This window comes from Psychrobacter sp. GTC18467 (genome assembly GCF_055397455.1).
The window spans coordinates 1,130,022-1,152,355 of sequence record NZ_AP038920.1 but is presented as its reverse complement, the minus strand read 5'-3'; the positions used below and the strand labels follow the sequence as shown (position 1 = coordinate 1,152,355).

Genomic DNA, 22,334 nt, shown 5'->3' with positions numbered 1-22,334 from the left:
CATCAGTCGCAATGGTTCATGGCTTGCGCAAAAGTCGATATGCTACGATAGCCAAACTTATAAGAATTAACCGCTTGATTGATAAGGATAATGTGATGATTGCCAGCCTTGATGCCAACCAAAGAGCAACATTAGACACCAGCGCTAGCCAAACAACCGACAATGCTAAGCCATTTTTTCAAGAGTCACCAAACGTGTCAGCTTATCCGCATTTATTTACCCCGCTTGATTTAGGATTTACCACTTTAAAAAATCGCGTGGTGATGGGGTCGATGCACACCGGTCTTGAGGACAGATTTTACAACTATGGTAAGCTTGCCGCCTATTTTGCTGAGCGCGCAAAGGGCGGCGTGGCGATGATGATTACCGGTGGCATCTCGCCCAATCGCGAAGGCTGGTTGCTGCCGGCGGGCGGGACGATGAACTCTAAGCTTGACGTCATCAACCATCAGCGCGTCACCCGAGCGGTTCATAAGTTTGACAGCAAAATTATTATGCAAATCCTGCACAGCGGTCGCTATGGCTATCATCCGTTTGTGGTGTCGGCAAGTGCGATTAAATCGCCAATATCGCCCTTTAAACCACGCAAAATGAGCATTAAAAACATCGAGCAAACCGTTGATGATTACGCTCGCGCTGCAAAGCTTGCCAAACAAGCCGGCTATGATGGCATTGAAATCATGGGGTCGGAAGGCTATTTGCTTAATCAGTTTTTATCGCGCCATGTCAACAAACGCGATGACGAGTACGGCGGCGACATCTTTGGTCGGATGAAATTTGCCGTTGACGTGGTTAAAGCAGTTCGCTCGGCGGTGGGCGTTGATTTTATTATTTTATTTCGCTTATCGATGATTGATTTGGTGGGTGACGGCAACACCATGGCGGAGGTTATTACCACTGCCAAAGCGTTGGAATCAGCAGGGGTGACCATTTTAAATTCCGGCATCGGCTGGCATGAAGCTCGCGTTCCAACCATTGTCACGAGCGTTCCGCGAGCGGCGTTTACCGACTTTACCGCAGCGGTGAAAAATGCCGTCAACATTCCGGTGATGGCCGCCAATCGCATCAATATGCCGGATACCGCCGAGCAAATTTTGGCAAACCATCAAGCCGATTTAATCCAAATGGCAAGACCGTTTTTGGCAGACCCAAACTGGGTGAATAAAGCGCAAACAGGCGCGGCGAATCGGATTAACACCTGCATCGCTTGCAACCAAGCTTGCCTTGACCATACCTTTGAGAATAAGCGCTCAACGTGCTTGGTCAATCCGCAAGCCTGCTATGAAACCGAACTGGTTTATAAACCCACCAAGCACCCCAAAAAAGTCGCGGTCGTAGGCGGCGGCGTTGCCGGAATGTCGGCGGCGCACGTGGCGGCACTTCGCGGTCATTTTGTGACCTTATTTGAAGCTCGCGACAGCTTGGGTGGTCAGTTTAACTATGCCAAAGTCATCCCTGGAAAAGAAGAGTTTTTCGAAACGATTCGCTACTTTATCAATGAGCTTGCAAGCCTAAACGTCGATGTTCAGTTCAACACCGCCGTTGATAAAGCCATGTTAGAAAATGGCAGCTTTGACCATGTGATTGTCGCCACCGGCGTCGTGCCAAGAAGCTTAAAAGGCGCGCTTGAAGGCGCAGAATTACCGCAAGTGATGAGCTATGCCGAGCTGTTATCCGGTCAAAAAGCGGTCGGCAATACCGTCGCGGTCATTGGCGCAGGCGGCATTGGCTTTGATGTTAGCGAGTATCTGACCACACGCCATGCCAAGCCCTTAAACGAAATCGGCGCAAAACAGCTGAACGACCCAAGCTATCGCCCCCAAGCGCAATCGGTCGCCAGTTGGCGTGAGGAGTGGGGCGTAACCTGCGATCCCGACTATCAAAGCGCGGGCGGGCTTGTCACGCCGGATGCCATCACTCCTGCGCGGCAAGTTTACCTCATTCAGCGCAGCAAAGGTCGGCTTGGTCGCGGTCTGAACAAAACTTCCGGCTGGGTGCATCGCGCGCACATCAAATCGCACGGGGTGATTCAAGTAGCAGGCGTTCAGTACGAAAAAATTACCACTGAGGGGCTTTGGATCACCAATGCTCAAGGTCAAAGTCAGCTGCTTCGTGTTGATAGTATCGTGGTTTGCGCCGGTCAAGAATCGGTTGCCGACCTTATGCCCAATGTTGGCGAGGCCCCAAGCGCTCAATATCACCTCATCGGCGGGGCAAAGCTTGCCGCGGAGCTTGACGCCAAACGCGCGATCAGGGATGGGGCGGAGGTGGCGGCGGGGATTTAAAATTGACTTTAAAATTCTTGTTGGCTTATCAATATATTAGCCTTTTTAAGTTATCAAGTGAAGGTAGGGTGGGTTAGCAAAGCGTAACCCACCTCATATATCATGTAATCATTGACCGTTCACCAAACTCTAACCCATGAGATTGTGCATCCGCCCAATATAAATCATAGCGCCCCTTATTAACCTCACGCCTAAACGTTGAATATTGCCAAAGCATAGGACTATCCACGTAACCATGTTTGACGGCGTTGTAGTGAATATAGTCCATGTGCCGCTGATAATCTAACTCATCACGAATGGTATGCTCCCAATATCGCCGTTGCCAAACTCCGGTTTCCCCTCGCTTTTGACGACTTTTATTATTGGTTTGTTTTATCTGAACAGGTAGCTGTTTGCTAAAATGGCTTTTAAATAATCTGATGCGAGTTGAGTAATCATAATCATTTTGGGGGAGTGTCCACATAGCGTGAATATGGTCGGGTAGGATAATAATGGCATCCGTGGTAAAAGGCATTTTTTGCTGTACTTTTTGATAAGCCAGTCGCAATTCATCAATATAGATGGTAAGTAATGAGCTGGCACGGTCACGCAAATTAATGGTAAAAAAATACGTGGCGCCCGTCTGATAGTTGCGAATGTAGTTTGACATGGTGTTAAACACCTATATTATCAAAAGGTTTTGGTAGGTTACGCTTTGCTAACCCACCCTACGCTTGCTAATTATAGTAAGCCTTTTAGTTGCTCAAACTATTTATCTTTTACACCTCGAACTTCTATTTTCATAAGCTTATCAAGTAAGCAATGAGACGGTCCTTCAGTGATAAAATTACCAATATATTTTCTTTCCAAAGGCCGCGCAGAAATATCTCCGGTTTCTCCTATATTGTACACTTCATTATTTACTGTTATCTGAACGGCGCCTTTTGTATATTTCGTATATTTTGCTGGAAGTAAAGGCGTATAAAGCTCATTATTAGTCTCAAATAATAAACAGTCATTTTGTGTGACAAACTTACCTATCAAAAAGTATTCAACGGGTAGGTGATATTGCGCAGGATTGTCATAGTAAGTAAATATTCCGCTGGGTATAGTAGATTTATCTATATTGTGCTCATTTTCACTACTATTATCTCTGATGCTACTCGTTGAAGCACAGCCAGTAAGAAGAAAAGCTATAACCATTGAGCTTAATACTTTATTCATCAGTTAAACCTTTTAAGTTAAAAATTATTTTTCTTATTCTTAATTTATTAGCTTATAGCTAGAGTAGCACCTATTTCAGAAAGGTAGTCAAGAGAAGATAGATATGCGTTTGTAACTCCGTTAGTCACTGTACAACCACTGAGTATACCGTAAGCAGCATAACCGCCTGAATTATTGACAGGGGTGAATGAGAATACTGGTCCTCCGCTATCACCTTTAGCACAGTTTAGGTACGTATCAGAAATTTTAATGAAAGTAGCGTTACATGCCCTATTAGTAGTATTACATATTTGAAGACCATCAGGAGATCTAGAATCTATGGATACATTCGTAGCTTTTACCTCTCCACAACTAAAACCAGTTGTCCTACCATAATGACATAAAAAGTCATTACTTATTCGTAGAGATCTTCTTGTACCTTGCTGGACAATTGGAGACGGAGCAAAAGTACTATCAGTATATATTCCCGCAGTCAGGGGTGTACCTTTTGACGCTAAAAGTAGAGCCATATCATGATTAGCAGAAGGGTAAGTTGCAGCAGGAATGAGATTATGGGAGGTTCCATTGTTATCTGTGTATATACTTCTAACTATACCAATACTATCAGTAGGTGTTCTATACAAACAATGAAATGCAGTAATAATACCTGGTGTACCATCAGGAGCATACACACTGAAGCCAGCAGTACACTTTGATCCTTGATTTAACTGATTGTAACTCACCAATTGTCCACCTCCTGCTAATAATGCAGGTTCAATTGGATTCTCTAGTAATTTAATATCAACATTCATTCCTGAAAAGTTGTTTAGGCTGTATTTATGACTTAACTCTTTATTGCTATCTAAAATCGATTTATAAACACTCGTTCTTGAAGAATCATTGGCATCGTATTGACCATCTAATTGATTAGCACTCTCTAAATTTTTATTGTGAATCTCCATAACGATTTTATCATTTTCAGGATCATAACCTATGGATTGAAGTCCATCTACCTCTCTCATCATTACTTCCATTTGGTGGGTTAACATATCCTCTATTTCTTGAGAGTTCTTGGTAGAATTATTCTTTATTCTTAATGGTAAGCCTGTAGTATCTCTAACTTTCTTGATCATTTGTTCATCTAACAAACTTAATTCACCTTGCCTATTAGTTCTGATAGTTAGACCAAACTCGTCTTCATCATCAAAATAAGCCCCAGTGATTGAGTCACGGAAATATTCCTCAATCATAGGATAAAACATATATGCTCCATCCATTAGTCCCAATCTACGTTCACTTTCTTCAAGTGACAACCCTTTACTCTTGGAGTATGCAGATATACGAATTTCACGTTGTTCTGCTATATTATCAGTTGCACTTGGATTGTCTTGAATTGTCTTGAATCTCTACCTTAGAGTCTTCGTCTCCACATCCCGATAGTAAAACACTAGTTAATAACGTATACGTAGCAATTTTTTTGAAACTCATGAGCACAATCTTCTAAGCTATTGTTTACTAAAAAAATAATAGCATAGAAAAACTTTTGTTTGCTATATTTTTATTAAAAATACAAATCTGTAACATAGTTGTATTTAGGAAGGTGTAGTCAGTAGCTCAAAATAATTTTAATATAACTTAGACAAAGTGACAGCAAACGTAGATACAAGGGTGGGTTAGCAAAGCGTAACCCGCATCAAATATCATTTCATCATTGACCGTCCACCAAACGCTAACCTAAAGCTAAGTTAAGCCATCTCCCCCAAAACCCACCCCCCAACATCCGCCACCTGCGCCGCCATTTCCGGCTCGCTAGTTTTAAGCGCCTCAAGCGCCGAACGGATGGCATCTTTGCTATATTTAATTCCGGTCAAAGCGTCTTTTAGCGCGTCAATCAAGCCGACATTGAGCGCGTCCGAAAATATGACAACTTCGGTAATCGTTGCCTGATTGACATCCAAATGCAAATCAATAATGCCCCAATCAAATCTTGTCTCGATATGATGCGCAAAGTTGGGCGTCTTGCCAAAGCGCCAATCCCAATCCGCCATCTGCTCATAATAGCTATTGAGCATTGGCTCTTGTAGCAGGCTGGCTTCATCAAGGGCTTCGGGTGTCACCACTTGACCATGATAGTCGCAAAATGCGTTGATAATGGCGGTCGATAAACTATCGTGATTGATAGTTGGGTTAAACTCCGTCAGGTTTGCCACGCGCGAGCGCACCGATTTGATGCCTTTGGCTTTAAGTTTGAGCGGGTGCGGATTGAGATAATCGCCAAGCTTTTGCATATTGGCATCGACCAAGAGCGTGCCATGATGAAAGCTGCGATCGGCGGTGTGTTTAAAGGCGCTTCCGGAGATTTTACGCGTTCCCACTTGCATATCATTGCGACCTGATAATGTGGCTTCAATTCCCAAACTTTTTAGCGCATTAATAATAATGGTAAAGTTGGCGTCTTGGTTATAACCCGTTTTTGGCGATAAAAAAGTAAAGTTGGTGTTACCCAAGTCATGAAATACCGCGCCACCGCCGCTTTGCCGCCTTGTCAAAAAGACATTGTCTTCCGCCATGTTATCAAGTTTGCACTCAACCCACGGATTTTGCGAGCGCCCAATCACCACGGTTTCAGAGTTGCGCCACAAAAACAGCGTGTGCGTATCAGGGTCTTTATCAGTCGCGCCAAGCGTATTAAAAATCCAATCTTCGGTGGCAAGGTTAAACCACGGGTTGGTGATGGCGGAGGTTAAAATTCGCAGTTTCATAGGTTGCCTTTTTTCTTGTCGTCATCTTTACATGAATCGTCGTGCTTCACCTTTGCCTTAAACGGCTCAGAAAATTGCAAAATCAAAAAGCCAACAACGGTCAAAATGAGCGCAATTTCATAGCGACCATAAGCCACCGTGATTCCGATAGCGCCGGTAATCCAAAGGCTGGCTGCGGTGGCTGTTCCTTGCGAGCCTGCCTCCGTTTTAAAAATCGCTCCGCCACCAATAAAGCCCATTCCGGTGATGACCGCATACATGATTCGCGCCTCGGCAGCAGGGTCGTAAACGTCGCGACCCACAAGCATAAAGGCACAGCAAGCAATCGCCACCAAAGGAAAAGTTCGCAGACCTGCGCCGCGGTCGTTCATCTCGCGGTTGAGCGCAATCGGTAGCGACAATAAAAACGTAATGCCAAGCTGCAAAAAGTGGTACATCATCAGCTTTAAGTTTAAATCAAAGTCAAGCATGATTTTGACTCCTTGAGGGGCTTGATAAGGCAAAACTGCTCAACTCAACCATGATATAAGCTAAGTTGTCAGCGCTTTGATTATCATGTCGCGGTTATTAAAAATAATCGAGGTGAATTGCGTAAAAATTGCACGGTGTTAAGCCGGATGACAGCAGCCGTCATAAGACAAAAAAAGCCGCGCCGCCAAATCAAGCAAATTTGGCGGCGCTGAGATAGGAGGATTTAATGTTAAAATCTAGCCGAAGTGACCGCGCCGATAGTCGTCAAAGGCTTGTTTTAGCTCATCGGCGGTGGTCATGACAAAAGGACCATGAGCGGCAATCGGCTCACCAATGGGTTCACCGCTGAGCAGCAGCAGTCGCGCCCCTGATTTTGGTGCTTGAATACAAAGGCGACCAAAGGTTTCAGCAGCAGCTGTTGCTTTAACGGCTGCCTCAAACTCAATCAGTTGACCGGCACTTGCCACCTGCTCATTGACCATCACAGTGCCTTCTTGAATCAGCATCAGTAGCGTATGCTGGTTGGGAATGGGCAACTGGGTTGTCCCTTTATCGCTCAATTCAATATCCCAAACATTGATGGGGGTAAAGGTTTTGGCAACCCCTAAATACTCATTAAACTGCCCTGCAATCAGCTTGAGCTGACCGATAGTTTGCTGGCTTCCCCAATCCACAATCGGCAGCGATGGAATGTCCGCACGAGTGATGGCTTGGTAGTTAGGCTCAGCGTCCTTATGCGCGTTTGGCAGATTGACCCAAAGCTGAGCCATACTAAAGATGCCGCCAGTTTTGCCAAATTCAGGCGCATGAAACTCCTCATGAACGATACCGCGACCTGCGGTCATCCACTGAACGTCGCCTGCGCCAATCGTTCCTGAGCCGCCTGAGGAGTCTTTATGGCTGACCGCGCCATGATAAGCGACCGTCACCGTCTCAAAGCCTTTATGCGGGTGCTTGCCGATACCGTGCGGGGCGCTGTCAAAATTGGGATTGGGGGCAAACTCGGTTGGCGTTCCAAAATCAAGCAGCAAAAATGGGTCGGTATGCTGATAATTAAATTCAGGGTCTTCTTGCAAATGATTGATGACGGTTTGCACCAAAAAGCCATCACCAACCCAATGCTGAGGGCGGTCACTGTGAATTTTTTTGACAGCGCGCATGAGAGCCTCACTTAAATCATCAGTTTTAATATTATTTATATCGTTAAATTAAACTAATTATTTAAATAGAAATACTAAATAAAAATTAACTTTTTATTATAAAAGGCTTTGAGAGGCTCAGCAAGGTTTAACGCCGTGTTATTGATTTTAATTTTAGTATAAGCTATTGATAATAAAGAAGTTGACAAAAGGTTTTCTATAAGGCTTGAGCGCAAGCAAAGCCGCTCGCCCAAGCCCATTGAAAGTTATAGCCGCCCAAATGACCAGTAACATCAAGAACTTCACCGATAAAATAAAGATTGGGCTGCAAGCGGCTTGCCATCGTTTTTGAGGACACCTCATCGGTATTAACCCCGCCGCGCGTGACCTCAGCAGTTCGGTAGCCCTCGGTTCCAGACGGTTTGAGCTGCCAAGCGTTAAATAGCGCGCCGAGTTGAATGAGCCGCTCATCTTTAATATTGGCAATTTCTGTGTCTTTAATATCCGCCCAAAAACTGTCTTGAAACGCCAAAATCAGCTTTTTAGGCAATTTTGTGGCGCCCAAATCGTCCGTTAAAATGGTTCGCAGTCGCAGTTTTGGATTTGCCGCTTTTTTTGCTAAAAACAATTCAGCAATGTCCATTTCAGGAACCAAATTAATAGTGATGCTCTCGCCAACTTGCCAGTAGTTGGACAATTGCAGCATGGCAGGTCCCGACAGTCCGCGATGGGTAAATAACAGCGGCAGTTTAAATGAGATGTGCTGATTGCTTGCCATCACAGGCAAGCTGATTCCAGATAAGCTGCCAATCAGCTCGCCCATTTTGTCGGTAAAGGTAAACGGCACCAGCCCCGCTGAGGTTGGCACAATGCTGTGACCAAACTGAGTCGCCGCTTCAAAACCAAAGCCGGTAGCGCCCATCGTTGGGATGGAAAGCCCGCCGGTGGCAATCACCAGCGATTGGCAATGATAGCTTTGCGCGGCACTTTGAGCGCTGTTATCTTTTTTAGCCACTTTTTGAGTGCTGAGCTGAAATCCTAAATGCTCAGGATTAGGAGTCTTTAGGTCATTTAACGCCGCAATTTTAACAATTTGGGTGCTTAATTGAATGCTGACGCCGGCGTTTTGGCACTCCGTTAACAGCATCGTGACGATGTCTTTTGCCGAGTCATCACAAAACAGCTGACCGTGGTCGCGCTCATGATAGGCGATGCCGTGCGCCTCAACCTGAGCGATGAACTCCCAACTGGGATAGCGGTTCAGCGCCGATTTGCAAAAATGCGGATTAGCGCCGATAAAATGGCTCGGTTCAACAAAATAATTGGTAAAGTTGCAACGACCGCCGCCGGACATCAAGATTTTTTTGCCGGCTTTGTTGGCGTGGTCGATTACCAAGACGCGGCGACCTCGTTGGGCGGCATGAAAGGCGCAATATAGCCCTGATGCTCCTGCACCGATGATGATAACGTCAAAATTGACGGCTGACGGGTTGGCTGTAGTCATAACCACTCTCAAAAATTTTAATGCGTTGAATATTATAAAAGATTGCCTATGGTTGCGGGCAATTAAAAAGCCCTTGGTTCGGACACGGGCGGTAATGCTGCTTTGTTAAGCGTTAAAATGAAGCATTTTGCATCAATAGGCTTGGATTTTCTTGGTAATTTTCAAGGTTTGTGCCTTGCATCAAAGTCCCTTATTTGTCAAACTGAGTCACGAATAACCAAAAAAAACGTCAATAACAATTAAGGATGATGACCATGACGCAAAAAGTTTTTCCCATTCCTGAGCAGTTTTTGCAAGCGCAAAACACCAGTGCGGCGCAATATGCCCGCGATTATGCGCGCTCGATTGCCTCAAGTGAAGACCGTGATGCCTTTTGGCAAGAGCGCTCAAAGCTGATTGATTGGATGAAAGAGCCGAGCATTATCAGTAACGTCAATTATGATTTGGACGATTTTCGCATCAAGTGGTTTGAAGATGGCAAGTTGAATATTTCGGTCAACTGCCTTGACCGCCATGTCAAAACCAATCCTTATAAGCCGGCTATCATTTGGGAAGGTGACCACCCCTCACTGCATAAAATCATCTCGTTTAAAGAGCTGCATAGCGATGTTTGCCGCTTGGGAAATGCCATGCGCAAACTTGGGGTCAAAAAAGGCGATAGAGTGACCCTTTATATGCCCATGATTCCAGAAGCGATGGTGGCAATGCTGGCTTGCGCGCGCATCGGGGCGATTCATTCGGTGGTGTTTGGCGGTTTTTCTGCTGAAAGCCTTGGTAGCCGAATTATTGACAGCCAAGCAAAGCTGGTCATTACCGCCGATGAGGGGCTTCGCGGTGGCAAGCGAACGCCGCTGAAAACCAACGTTGACCGCGCCCTTGATATGGACGGCACCGACAGCGTTGAAAAGGTCATCGTCGTTCATCGAACCGGAACGTCAGTTCCGATGAGTGGTCGCCGCGATGTTTGGTATCATAGCTTGATTGAAGCAGAAAGCGAGTGGTGCGAGCCTGAGGTGATGGACGCTGAAGACCCGCTATTTTTACTTTACACTTCAGGGTCAACGGGAAAGCCCAAAGGCGTTCTGCATACCACCGGCGGCTATATCACTTATGCGCTATCGACCTTTCGCGATGTGTTTGACATTAAAGACGATGATGTCTTTTGGTGTACCGCGGATGTGGGCTGGGTGACAGGACACACTTATACCACTTATGCACCGCTTGCCAATGGCACGACCACGGTGATGTTTGAGGGCGTTCCGCAGTACCCAACGTGGGCGCGGGTCGGTCACATCATCGACAAACACGCCATCAGCGTTCTTTATACCGCGCCGACCGCCATTCGGGCGATGATGAAAGAAGGCGATGCCTTTGTTAGCGAGTCCAAACGCTCAAGCCTGCGCCTGCTTGGGACGGTCGGTGAGCCGATTAACCCTGAAGCTTGGGATTGGTACTTTCATGTGGTCGGCGGTAGCCGTTGCCCGATTGTGGATACGTGGTGGCAAACCGAGACCGGCGGAATTTTAATGGCGCCAATTCCGGGAGCTGACGGCTTAAAACCGGGGGCAGCGATGAACCCGTTATACGGCATTGAGCCTGAGATTGTGGATACGGATGGTGCAATTCTTGAAGGTCCTACCGCAGGAAACCTCGTCATCGCGGGTGGCTGGCCGGGGCAAATGCGAACCATTTATAACAACCATCAACGCTTTGTCGAGACCTATTTTAGCGCTTATCCGGGCTATTATTTCACCGGTGACGGCGCTCAGCGCGATGAAGATGGTCACTACTGGATTACCGGTCGCGTCGATGATGTGTTAAACGTCTCAGGTCACAGGATTGGCACGGCGGAGATTGAAAGCGCCATCGTCGCCCATCCGGCAACGGCAGAAGCCGCCGTTGTTGGCATGCCGCACGACATTCGCGGTGAGGGCATTTGCGCCTTTGTGATTTTAAGATCAGGCGAGGAGCCATCTGAGCATTTAAAAGCCGCGCTAAATCGTCACGTCAGGTCAGAAATTGGTCCGATTGCCAGCCTTGATGCCATCTATATCGTTGATGTGCTGCCAAAAACGCGCTCGGGTAAAATCATGCGCCGGATTTTGCGCAACCTTGCTGCCGGTCAGTTCGTTGGTCTTGGTGACTTGTCCACCTTGGCTGACAGCACGGTGATTAATACCTTGATTGATGTGGTAAAAGCCGAGCGTAAAGCCAACCGTTAATAAAAAACGTCATCAAAAAAGCGCTGCTAAAAAGTGGTGCTTTTTTTTGGGTTGAATTTCAACCCTAGCTTCCGTTTTAGTTGTTATTTAAGCTAAAAAATAGGAAGCAAAGTGGTGGTCAAATTACTGTATCAATAGGTTAAGATCATAAAAAAAGCCCACAGAGGAGGAGCTGTGGGCTGAGGAAAAACGGCTTTTATTATTCTTATTACTTATTATGATAATGTTTTAAGCTTGGTCTTAATTTATAACTATAGTCAATCCAGTAATTTTCAATCTGCCATAACATCTACTTACAATTATCAGTGTACAACTGTTCTTGATTTAAGAATAACGAACTTTGGGCGCAATTACTAGCGTATTTACAACTACTTACGAATCAAATTTTATGGCTATTGTCATTAGCAGTGACGAATTTTTTGGCAATCCCTTTGGCATAATTCTCTTAAGCTTGGCATGACGTTATGCCATAAAAGTGCTAAGCTACAAATTTCTGCCATTGTTAAAACTGGGTTTGCCATGACCGAAAGCTCGCGCTTGCCTGAGAGTGCTCAGCAAGCCTCAAGTATTTTTAATTTGCCGAACAATCTGACCATTGCGCGGATTGTGATGATTCCGCTGTTCGTTGCCATTGCCTATTGGCCGCCGGCGCTTGGGATTAACGTTCCTGCCATTTCGGACAACGTTATTGCAAGCGTTGGCATGAGCGAATTTAGCGACAGTTTGCTGCGCCATTTGTTGTTGACCGGCGTGTTTATTTTGGCGGCGATTACCGATTGGCTTGATGGTTATTTTGCGCGAAAATTAAATGTCAGCTCCGCGTTTGGACGCTTTTTAGACCCCGTTGCTGACAAACTCATGGTGGCAGCGGCGCTGATTATTTTGGTGCAATGGCATTCAAACATTATTATGGCGATTGCCGCGATTGTGATTATCTCACGTGAAATTGCCGTCTCAGCGCTTCGGGAGTGGATGGCGGAGCTTGGCGCTCGCACCAGTGTGGCGGTGTCGTATGTCGGTAAACTCAAAACGACTTTTCAAATGATTGCCATCACCGTTTTGCTGCTTAATTGGGAGTCGCTTGAGCTTATTGGTTATGGCTTGATGGTGGCGGCGGTTGTATTGACGCTTTGGTCGATGTTTATTTATCTAAAAGCGGCTTGGCCCTATTTAAAGCAAAGCGGCTAACATAAATAAGCTAAACTAAAGCCGTTAAGCTTACGCAAATAAAAAAATGCCAGTAACGTGGATTACTGGCATTTTTTTTGGCGATTGGCTTTTCTTGTTATTTATTTTTATTATTATTTTTGCTATTTTTGTTTTTATATTTTTTTATTATTATAAGATTAATTTAAAAGCTTATTATTGTTTGTTATTGCTAGATTTTCAAAGTTTGTTCTTATTATTATGATATTCCAAAAATTATTATTATTATTATCCAATCGCCAGTTTTGCAATTATTAAGCGCGCCTTTTATAGCTCAATTTTAAAGGTTTCGCCCATGTCTTCCGCCGTTTTGCCATCTTGAACGGCAGCGGCAGTCATCTTGAACATATTAATGACCGAGTTGCCACTTCTCCAGCATTCCGCGCCGTGAGGGACGACTTTGATTAATTGGACTTTTTCATCTTCTTTGCCATGTTCAAAAAATGCGCTGTCCATAGGCGACCAAAGCTCATCAAGCTTTGCTTTGTCATCAACAAGTTCGGCGCGAGCGCTTAGGGACACATAATCTTTTTCATCTTTTGAAGCATAAGTAAGCCCAACGTGGGAGTTTTCGGCTAAGTCTTGAACGACAGGGGAGGTTTTATCGCCAATAAACCAAATCTCTTTGTTGTTAAGGTCAGTTTCGGTGGTGGTCATCGGCCAAGCATGAAGGTCGCCTTTTTTGTTGACGGTGCTCATCATGGCGTATTTGACATCTTTGATAATGGCGTTAATTTTCTCAAGCTGTGATTTTTGGTCGTCTTGGTTGTTTTTCTTATCGTCTTGACTCATTTCAGAACTCCTTGAGGAAGTATTGTTGTTTTGATTGAAAAAGTTATCAAGCTTAGTGATAGCCGATTGCAAAGTTAAATGGGCAATCAAAGGTAGCCTTTCAGCTGAACCTAGAATACTTGGTTTTCGATAAATTTTTATATAGGTTGCCGGTAATGGGGTGTGAGCGTTTGTAAGGTTTAGCACAGTTACGTAACCAAGAATAATTGGCAATTGGCAGTTAAAGGGATGAATAAATTGCCCTTTACTCCTGATAATTGCAAGGCTTCTTGGTATAATGCGCAAATCATTTACTTTGCATGGCACTGACGCCTTTGTTACGGATTACGCTTTATGATGACCATCGCCGGAAAGCCGTTTTTAACCGATTTTCAGACCCAGCAGCTCCTCAGCGCATTTTCGCAAAAAACCAATCTTAATATCACCACCATCACTTCGCAGCAAGTTTTTGTACTTTCACAATCGTTAAATGATGAGGCTTATCAAAAGGCGCTTGATTTATTGGGCGTCACCGCTGACATCAGCTTAAATCAGGCGGCGGAAAATGAGCTGCAAGTGGTGGTGTCGCCGCGATTTGGGACAATTTCGCCTTGGGCAAGTAAAGCCACCGACATTTTTAACAATTGCGACATCAATATTGAGCGCATTGAGCGGGTGATTGTGTTCACGATTGGCTTTGAAACTGATGCTTTAGCCAAATTGCCAAAAGCGGCGGAAGAACTTTTATTTGATAAAATGACCCAAAGCTTGGTTTATGAGTTGGAGGCGGTCGGTCAGTTGTTTGACGATGAAAAACCTGCAAGTCTTAACCAAATCGATGTGATGGGTCAAGGTCGCGCAGCCCTTGAGGCGGCTAATAAAGAGTTTGGCTTTGCGTTATCCAATGATGATATCGATTATCTTGTGAATGCTTATGTTAATGAACTTGGGCGCAATCCAACCGACGTTGAACTCATGATGTTTGCCCAAGCCAACTCAGAGCATTGCCGCCATAAGATTTTTAATGCCCAGTGGACGATTGACGGTGAAGTTCAGCCAAAATCATTGTTTCAAATGATTAAAAACACCCATCAAAAAAATCCTGAAGGTATTTTATCGGCGTATAAAGACAACGCAGCGGTGATGGCAGGAAGCGAGGGCTTGCGGTTTTATCCTATTCCTAATGATGCAATGGACGTAAATTCTGAGCATCCTTACGGCTTTCATCAAGAAAATATCGATATTTTGATGAAGGTTGAAACGCACAACCACCCAACAGCAATCGCGCCGTATGCTGGAGCGGCAACGGGCGCTGGCGGCGAAATCCGTGATGAAGGCGCAACCGGTCGCGGCGGCAAGCCCAAAGCAGGATTGACCGGATTTCACGTGTCGCATTTGCACATCCCAGAATTGCCTGAAAAATGGGAACAATCTGGCAAAGTATCCACCCAAAATTACGGCACGCCTGCGCGCATGGCAACCAGTCTTGAAATCATGTTGGATGCCCCATTAGGTTCGGCAAACTTTTCTAATGAATTTGGTCGCCCAAATCTTTGCGGTTATTTCCGTAGTTTTCAACTGGATACCTCCAAAAATCAAGACGGCTCTCAGATGCGCGGCTATCATAAGCCCATCATGCTTGCCGGTGGTTATGGCAACATCAAGCGCAATTTGATTGAAAAAAATGGCATTTCTGAGGGCGATTTACTTATCGTTCTTGGCGGTCCTGCGATGCAAATCGGCTTAGGCGGGGGCGCTGCAAGTTCGGTCGATAGCGGCGACTTGGACGAAGGTCTTGATTTTGCCTCGGTTCAGCGCGATAACGCCGAGATGGAGCGCCGCTGTCAAGAGGTGATTGACCGCTGTTGGGCGCTTGCTGGAAATGATACTGAGGCGAGCAATAACAGTAAAGACGGCAACCCGATTGTGTCCATCCACGATGTTGGCGCAGGCGGTTTGTCAAATGCCATGCCAGAGTTGGTCAACGACCACGAAATGGGCGCGCATTTAAACTTGCGCCAAGTGCCTTCGCTTGAGGCGGGCATGTCACCCATGGCAATTTGGTCAAACGAAGCCCAAGAGCGCTACGTTCTTGCCATTCGCCCTGAAAGCCAAGCTCAGTTTGACGCGATTTGCGCCCGTGAGCGCTGCCCGTATGCGATTTTGGGAACGGCAACAAGGATTCGCCAATTAACAGTTGATGATGATTTATTAAGCGAGCAACCCGTGGATATGCCGATGCAAGTCTTGCTTGGGGGTACGCCAAAAATGCAGCGCAGCTTTGAGCGCGTAGAAACGACGCATCCGGCACTTGACTTAGCAAGCGTTGATCTTCGCGAGTCAGTATTTGACGTCTTGCGTCACCCAACAGTGGCAAGCAAGTCGTTTTTGATCAGCATTGGCGACCGCTCAATCACCGGAATGATTGTCCGTGACCAGTACGTTGGTCGCTACCAAGTTCCGGTTGCCGATTGCGCGGTGACGGCATCAGGATTGATTGCTCTTGATGGCAAGCTTATGAGTGGCGAAGCGATGAGCATTGGCGAGCGCACCCCTGTGGCGCTGATTAACCCAAAAGCCTCAGCCCGACTTGCCGTTGGTGAAGCGATTACCAACATTGCCGGCGCAAGCATTGCTAAATTGTCCGACATCACCATGTCCGCCAACTGGATGGCAGCTTGCGGCGAAGACGTCGAGGACGCCGCGCTATTTGACGCCGTTCACGCGGTTGGTGAGGAGCTTTGTCCCGCGCTTGGTATTGCTATTCCGGTCGGAAAAGACTCGCTATCGATGCGCGCCAACTGGACGGATGAGAGCGGTCAAGACAAATCGGTCGTATCCCCAATGAGCCTTGTCATCACGGCATTTGCACCGGTAACCAATGTCGAAAAAACATTGACCCCTGAGCTTGTAAAAACCGACAGTGCCTTTTATCGCCTTGATTTGTCCAAAGGAAAATTGCGCCTTGGTGGTTCAATCCTTGCGCAAACGCAAAGTCAGCTTGGCAATGACTGCCCAGATTTGGACAACAGCGCTGATTTAATGCATTTCTTTAACTTTATCCAAGCGGCAAATCAGCAAGGCATCATTAGCGCTTATCACGATATTGGTGATGGCGGATTGCTGGCAAGCATCGCTGAGATGCAATTTACCAGTCGCCTTGGCATCAAGCTTGCGCTAACCGATGACAATTTACTCGGTCAACTGTTCAGCGAAGAGCTTGGCGCGGTCATTCAAGTGTTGCCTGAAAACGTTAATGCTTTGATGGAGTTGGCAGAAAAACATTACGTCAGCGATATGCTCAGTCTGATTGGTCAAAGCTGTGACGAAGATGCGCTAATCATCCAATCGCCAAGCTTATCCGGTGATAACACCTTGCGCTTTGAGCGCCGCGCCATCCAAGAAGCTTGGAGCCAAGTCAGCTACCAAATCGCCCGCCGCCGCGACAATCCAAACTGCGCTCAAGACGAGTTTGATTTAATCAGCAATGACAAGCATCAAGGCTTGATTGCGCATGCCAACTATGACTTAAACCAAGCCATTGAAGCGCCGTACTTAAATAGCCGAAACAGCAAGCCCAAAGTCGCCATTTTGCGCGAACAAGGCGTCAACGGTCAGCTTGAGATGGGCGCAGGATTTACCCGAGCAGGGTTTGAAGCGCTTGATGTCCATATGAGCGATCTGTTAAGCCGCCGAGTTGACTTGCGCGACTTTGATGGTCTGGTCACCTGTGGCGGCTTTAGCTACGGCGATGTGCTGGGCGCGGGGTCGGGCTGGGCGCATTCGGTATTGTTCCACGATGAGCTACGAATGCAGTTTGTACGCTTTTTTGCCCGTCCTGAGACGTTTACCCTTGGCGTTTGTAATGGCTGTCAGATGATGGCGCAGTTAAAAGATTTGATTCCGGGGGCGGACAACTTCCCGCGCTTTATCGCGAATAAATCGGGACGCTTTGAAGCGCGAACGGTCAACGTTAAGATTGAGCGCACCAAATCCGTCCTCTTTAAAGGTATGCAAGACAGCATTTTGCCCATTGCCGTTGCGCACGGTGAAGGTCTTGCCACGCTCAATGCCATCGACGTCGACGGCATGGCGCGTCACGGTCAGCTTGCTATGCGCTACGTCGATAGCCAAGGCGCGCCTACCGAAACCTATCCGCTCAACCCCAACGGCTCGGTGGGCGGCGTGACTGGCATCTGTAGCACCGATGGTCGCGTGACCATCATGATGCCGCACCCTGAGCGCAACCTTCGCGCTTATAACCACAGCTGGAAACCAAGTGAGTGGGACGGTGACGGCGCTTGGATGCGGATGTTCCGCAATGCCAGAGCTTGGTTGCGATAGGATAAACCGTTAAAAATTTTAGCAATAAAAAAAGGCGAGCGCAGGCTTGCCTTTTTTTGTTTAGAATTTTAGTATTATGAAAGCGATGTTTTATAAAGACCTGTATAAAGTATATAGGCAATCAACTTCTCAAAATTTAGCAAAGCTACTCTTTTATACACTCAATACCGCCATTCAAACTAACTTTCTTAAGCAGCTCAAATTTCGCTATTTGCACTTTTTCTTTATACGCTTGAGAGCGTAAGTAGCCTTGTTGTTTGGTGTATAAGCTCACTTGTGTGGTGTTCTCATCTATTGCAGAAAACTTAGCATGTTCGGCAATGTTACCTCCTTCTACAATATTTAGATGGGCAGATCTAGTTTGTCGACTAAGCTTTGATGAGACTTCAACGCTCGGCGTATGCTGAGTAACAGTAATAGGCGTGCCATTGCTATAAACGGTGACAGGGTAGCTAGTACTACTTCGGGTGGCACACCGTAAGTAGAAGTTCTTGGCGTTGGCATAGGCATCTATATAATTGATAGGTAGCTGGGCAACCTGTGGTGTAGATTTTTCTAGCTTATCTAAACTACTAGTCGTCGCGCAGCTAACGACTGCAAAAGATAAGATAATTAAAGCAAGAAATGGCTTTTTATTCACAAGGCTAAATCCAAGTATGGTAAATGATAATTAACAGTTAAAGTCCGATTAGTCAATTTTTTGACTCACGATTTTATCTTTTAAAATGATGGAATCTCTATCCATTCTAGAAAATCGATAGTCTTGTTCATAGGTGTAAACTGCAATACTGCGATTGCCTTTCTGACCCTCAAAAACACTTATATAATCGGTGTTGGCTTGATAGTTGATTTTAGGTAAGGTAATACTGCTATCGTTCCAAATGTTAATTTGCCCTAATTCGACCACATGGTCGCCTGCTGGGATTTTAACCTTCGCAGTTGCCATCTGTGCTGCATGAATGTACCATCCAGAGTCTCTAAACAATTGGTTAGAGTATTTTTTTACTGGTATACCGTCTACAGCATAAATACCATATGGATTAGGCGCTTGAGCACTTGCAATACGATAGTCTTGAACGAGTTGTAAATTAGTAAATGTTGCATACCCTGTGTTTTGGTTTTGTACAAGTTGATTTGAGTATGCTTCAATTTTTTGAGAAGCCGATAAGCCGCTAACATCGAGCTTAGTACTTGTTGCAGTTTGATTTGATATCTTAACGTTATCCGTCGTGGTACAGGCACTAAATAAAGATGATGATAATACAATACTAAGCAAATACTTGGTTCTCATGGTTTCTCGCAAATATAGAGTAGACACTTTTCAGTGTTTTATTTTCACAATTTCTAATTAAAAATTTTTAAATGATAGCAACGATTGTATACGCACACTTCTAAAAAAAAATAGACATTAGTATAATATATGTTTATCATCTCGGTCCATTTAATTATTTTTAAACCCTTTAGTAAGAGTTTCGGTCAGTATACTTTTTATCCAGCGCTTTCAATATCGCAAACGTTTCCAAATCCATCTGTCCGGTCGGCTGCTGCGGTCGAAAGTGCAGCTGAAACGCATAAACCACGTTTTGACTGGCGTTATCCCACTCCGGCGTGTCATTGATGGCATAGCCATAATCACGAAGCAGGGCTTTTATTTCTGCAATAGGAGTTTGAGAAAATAGCGCGAAATCCATAAACGCTGCCTTGTCCGCCGCGTCATACCAAGCGCCAATTTGGTAATCAAAATACAGCCGTTGCCAAGGGAACTTCGCGCCGGGGTCGATTTTGCGCTGCGGGGCAAGGTCGGAATGGGCGATGATTTGGGTGGGCTTGATGCGGTATTTTTCAGCCAAGTTTTTGACCAAAAAAGCCACCTTTTGGATTTGTAAGTCATCAAATTCAACAAAATGCGCGTAAGGATGATAGCCTTTGATTGCGCGAGCGTCTTTGGCAATGCCGTCGTTAACGATTTCAATGCCGATAGCGGTGTCGTTTAACACGCTTCGACCAGCAAAGCTGCCATTTCCGGCGTGCCAAGCGCGTTTGTCATCAAGCACAAGCTGATAAATTTTATCGCCGTTATTTTTTGGGATTAAATAATGAGCGCTGACGTTGCCATTGGTCAAAATGTCGAGGGAGTCGGCATCGTTTCCGGCGGTGTAATGCAGCACGATAAATTGAATGCGCTCGTTTTGCCCCGTTGCGTGATAGGTAGTGTCATCGATGACAAATTTGGGCGCGGTTGTAGTTGGGGTGACGGTGGCGCAGCTTGCAAGGGTGAGCGCAAGCAAAGTTCCGCTTAATACATGGGCAAATTTTTTCATAACCAACCAAGAATAAAAATGTTAAGCTAAATTTGATTGTAGCGTGATAGTTTTAAATAACAACGCTTTAATGACCGCGATTTAATCATAAAGAACGGCAACATAAAAACTTTTCAATATAAAAAATAAGAGGTCAGCGATGCCAAGCTTAAGCGATTTGCAAATTCCTTTTCCCATCATTCAAGCGCCGATGGCAGGCGGGGCGACCACGCCCGAGTTGATTGCAACCGTCAGCAACTTTGGCGGTATCGGCGGTCTTGGCGCAGGAACAAGCGCACCTGAAACCATCAATCAAAAAATCAATGAAATCAAAGCGCTGACCCAAAAGCCATTTATGGTCAATTTAATGGTATTAACGGAGGAGCAAAGTAGCACTTTTGATTACGCCATTCCTGATTGGCTTGCCGACTATTATGAAAGTAATGATATTGACGTGACCCTGCCAAAGCATCCAGCGCAAAATTTTACCGAGCAGTTGCAAGTTCTTTATGACAATCCTGTTCCCATCGTAAGCTTTACCTTTGGCGTTGTAAACTCTGAGCAGGTTGAGCGTTTGCAGCAGCTTGGAACGGTCGTGATTGGCACGGCAAACCACCCAAAAGAGGCGCAAGCTTGGGAGCAAGTTGGCGCGGATGCGGTTTGCGTTCAAGGGGTTGAGGCAGGCGGTCATCACGGCGGCTGGCTTGCCCAAAGTGATGCTGACCCCTTGGGGCTGCTGGCGCTCATTAGCCAAACGAAACGTTGCACATCCTTACCGCTGATAGCCGCCGGTGGCATCATGACCGCGCAAGATATCAAAGCCGTTTTGACCGCAGGGGCGGACTTTGCGCAACTAGGAACGGCGTTTTTGGCAACGGACAAATCAGGGGTAAGTGATGATTATAAAAACGCTTTGGTGGCGGCAAGTCAAGGCAAGCGCCGCTGTGAGACGCGATTAACGCGGCTGTTTTCTGGGAAATTGGCTCGCGGCTTGGTCAATGACTTTTTAGATGACTTTGCAAAATTTGATAATCAATCGGGTAATAACGCTAATTTGCCGCCTTATCCGCAGCTGAATGCCATGACCACACCCATGCGCGCCCATGCCAAAAAGCATCACGATTTGGAGCATTTATCGATTTGGGCGGGTCAGGGCATAAGCCAAATCAAAAAAGAACCAACGACCGAGCTGCTAAAACGCTTGGTTCAAGACTTATAGTGATTACATTATTTTCTTCTTCAGCGCCGCTTTCCAACTGTCCTCTAAGCAGTCAATGGCAAGCCAAGGCTCAATGATCGCTGCGTCAAATTTGTCTTTGGAATTGGTAATTTCCCAAAGCGTTTTTAAATTAGCAAATGGATAAGGTCGCTTGATTAAATAAACCGGCAAATCAGCGGCAATCATGCCATCACGAACCACTTGAAAGTACCAACCGGCGATGCCTTGTTTGCTTACCCACGAGGCAATATTGGGGACTTTAGAAAATTGCCCGATTTGGTCGTTGATTTTGTAGCAAGGTCGTCTTGGTTGAACAATTCGCAATTGAACGCTGTTGCTATCGGCTACTTTGTCATCGCCAAATTGCCCCCCATATTGAAAGACGTCACCAATACAAACGCTGCTTTCGGTCAATTCTGGCAGACCATTCACCGCTTTGGTGATTAAGTTTTCGCCAAGCGTTCCCGATTGTACGTTTAAACCAAACTCGTCATTAATCGCGTCATAAGTCGCTTTTGGTAGTTGATGAACGGCTTTTAAATAACCGCCATGATGGCGGCGGTCGGCTTGCTCATCGGTTACAATTCCTAAAAAATTGACCGCGACGGGTTCTTTGATCGGTGATTTATCAATCGCGCTTAATTGCTCACGGGCAAACGGCATGGCTTTGCCGGCGCGAACGTCGATAAGGTGGGCAACGTGAAGCGGCAGTTTGGTGGTATCAAAGGTTTGGTCAGCGTTTGGTTCAAAAGGGTGGTTTTCAGCTAAAGCGGCAGTCATTGGCAATTCCAGTTGTCATTTTCATTTAAAAGTTAAGTATTAGGACTATCTTAACTCAGTGATGACGGAATAAGCAAAAGCTGCCATCGTCAAAATTTTGCCCAAAAAAACCGAACAAGGCGTTCGGTTTGATGGTTTAGCAGGATTTG

The 22,334-nt window shown here is 45.8% G+C and carries 17 protein-coding genes; 5 read left to right on the top strand and 12 right to left on the bottom strand.

Annotated features, from left to right (window positions below; translation table 11 throughout):
• Positions 1–194: 194 nt before the first annotated feature.
• Positions 195–2,285 carry a 2,4-dienoyl-CoA reductase FMN-binding domain-containing protein gene (locus tag ACZ5XY_RS04890; protein ID WP_464743764.1) on the top strand — a complete coding sequence of 697 codons (2,091 nt, stop codon included), beginning with the start codon at positions 195–197 and terminating at the stop codon, positions 2,283–2,285.
• Positions 2,286–2,385: 100 nt separating this feature from the next.
• Here ACZ5XY_RS04890 and ACZ5XY_RS04885 read toward each other — a convergent pair whose 3' ends face one another.
• From ACZ5XY_RS04885 to ACZ5XY_RS04855, 7 genes are all read right to left on the bottom strand, one after another.
• Positions 2,386–2,934, bottom strand: a complete 549-nt coding sequence (locus ACZ5XY_RS04885) for an REP-associated tyrosine transposase (protein ID WP_464743411.1) — start codon at positions 2,932–2,934, stop codon at positions 2,386–2,388.
• 98 nt (positions 2,935–3,032) lie between these two features.
• Positions 3,033–3,488: a hypothetical protein gene (locus ACZ5XY_RS04880; RefSeq protein ID WP_464743409.1), complete on the bottom strand. Its 456-nt coding sequence runs from the start codon at positions 3,486–3,488 to the stop codon at positions 3,033–3,035.
• Between the two features lie 47 nt (positions 3,489–3,535).
• Positions 3,536–4,729: a S1 family peptidase gene (locus tag ACZ5XY_RS04875; RefSeq protein ID WP_464743407.1), complete on the bottom strand. Its 1,194-nt coding sequence runs from the start codon at positions 4,727–4,729 to the stop codon at positions 3,536–3,538.
• Positions 4,730–5,212: 483 nt separating this feature from the next.
• Positions 5,213–6,229: a lipoate--protein ligase gene (locus tag ACZ5XY_RS04870; protein WP_464743406.1), complete on the bottom strand. Its 1,017-nt coding sequence runs from the start codon at positions 6,227–6,229 to the stop codon at positions 5,213–5,215.
• On the bottom strand, positions 6,226–6,699 hold the full coding sequence (locus ACZ5XY_RS04865) for an MgtC/SapB family protein (protein ID WP_464743404.1): 474 nt from the start codon (positions 6,697–6,699) through the stop codon (positions 6,226–6,228). Before ACZ5XY_RS04865 ends, ACZ5XY_RS04870 begins: the two co-directional genes overlap by 4 nt.
• Positions 6,700–6,936: 237 nt before the next feature.
• Positions 6,937–7,860, bottom strand: a complete 924-nt coding sequence (locus ACZ5XY_RS04860; protein ID WP_464743402.1) for a pirin family protein — start codon at positions 7,858–7,860, stop codon at positions 6,937–6,939.
• A 196-nt stretch (positions 7,861–8,056) separates the two neighbouring features.
• Positions 8,057–9,343, bottom strand: coding sequence for a BaiN/RdsA family NAD(P)/FAD-dependent oxidoreductase (locus ACZ5XY_RS04855; protein ID WP_464743400.1), 1,287 nt, complete (start codon positions 9,341–9,343; stop codon positions 8,057–8,059).
• A gap of 254 nt (positions 9,344–9,597) precedes the next feature.
• Here ACZ5XY_RS04855 and acs point away from each other — a divergent pair, with 254 nt between their 5' ends.
• Positions 9,598–11,565 carry an acetate--CoA ligase gene (gene acs / locus ACZ5XY_RS04850; RefSeq protein WP_464743398.1) on the top strand — a complete coding sequence of 656 codons (1,968 nt, stop codon included), beginning with the start codon at positions 9,598–9,600 and terminating at the stop codon, positions 11,563–11,565.
• Positions 11,566–12,084: 519 nt separating this feature from the next.
• Positions 12,085–12,753: a CDP-diacylglycerol--glycerol-3-phosphate 3-phosphatidyltransferase gene (gene pgsA, locus ACZ5XY_RS04845; RefSeq protein WP_464743762.1), complete on the top strand. Its 669-nt coding sequence runs from the start codon at positions 12,085–12,087 to the stop codon at positions 12,751–12,753.
• Between the two features lie 285 nt (positions 12,754–13,038).
• On the opposite strand, the gene ACZ5XY_RS04840 is transcribed toward pgsA, so the two are convergent.
• A complete protein-coding gene (locus tag ACZ5XY_RS04840; protein WP_464743396.1) occupies positions 13,039–13,563 on the bottom strand; it encodes a pyridoxamine 5'-phosphate oxidase family protein in 525 nt (174 codons plus the stop codon).
• A gap of 333 nt (positions 13,564–13,896) precedes the next feature.
• Here ACZ5XY_RS04840 and purL point away from each other — a divergent pair, with 333 nt between their 5' ends.
• On the top strand, positions 13,897–17,886 hold the full coding sequence (gene purL, locus ACZ5XY_RS04835; protein WP_464743394.1) for a phosphoribosylformylglycinamidine synthase: 3,990 nt from the start codon (positions 13,897–13,899) through the stop codon (positions 17,884–17,886).
• Positions 17,887–18,031: 145 nt separating this feature from the next.
• On the opposite strand, the gene ACZ5XY_RS04830 is transcribed toward purL, so the two are convergent.
• The 3 genes from ACZ5XY_RS04830 to ACZ5XY_RS04820 all read right to left on the bottom strand — a co-directional run bounded on the left by ACZ5XY_RS04830 (position 18,032) and on the right by ACZ5XY_RS04820 (position 20,207).
• Positions 18,032–18,526, bottom strand: a complete 495-nt coding sequence (locus ACZ5XY_RS04830) for a hypothetical protein (RefSeq protein WP_464743392.1) — start codon at positions 18,524–18,526, stop codon at positions 18,032–18,034.
• Positions 18,527–18,574: 48 nt separating this feature from the next.
• Complete coding sequence (locus tag ACZ5XY_RS04825) at positions 18,575–19,177, bottom strand: hypothetical protein (RefSeq protein WP_464743390.1); 603 nt, start codon at positions 19,175–19,177, stop codon at positions 18,575–18,577.
• Positions 19,178–19,346: 169 nt separating this feature from the next.
• Positions 19,347–20,207, bottom strand: coding sequence for an N-acetylmuramoyl-L-alanine amidase (locus ACZ5XY_RS04820; RefSeq protein WP_464743388.1), 861 nt, complete (start codon positions 20,205–20,207; stop codon positions 19,347–19,349).
• Between the two features lie 139 nt (positions 20,208–20,346).
• Between ACZ5XY_RS04820 and ACZ5XY_RS04815 the strand changes: the two genes are divergently transcribed.
• Positions 20,347–21,405 (top strand): NAD(P)H-dependent flavin oxidoreductase, encoded by a 1,059-nt coding sequence (locus tag ACZ5XY_RS04815; RefSeq protein ID WP_464743386.1) that lies wholly within the window; start codon positions 20,347–20,349, stop codon positions 21,403–21,405.
• Between the two features lie 3 nt (positions 21,406–21,408).
• Here ACZ5XY_RS04815 and ACZ5XY_RS04810 read toward each other — a convergent pair whose 3' ends face one another.
• Positions 21,409–22,068, bottom strand: a complete 660-nt coding sequence (locus tag ACZ5XY_RS04810) for an MOSC domain-containing protein (protein ID WP_464743761.1) — start codon at positions 22,066–22,068, stop codon at positions 21,409–21,411.
• Positions 22,069–22,334 lie beyond the last annotated feature (266 nt).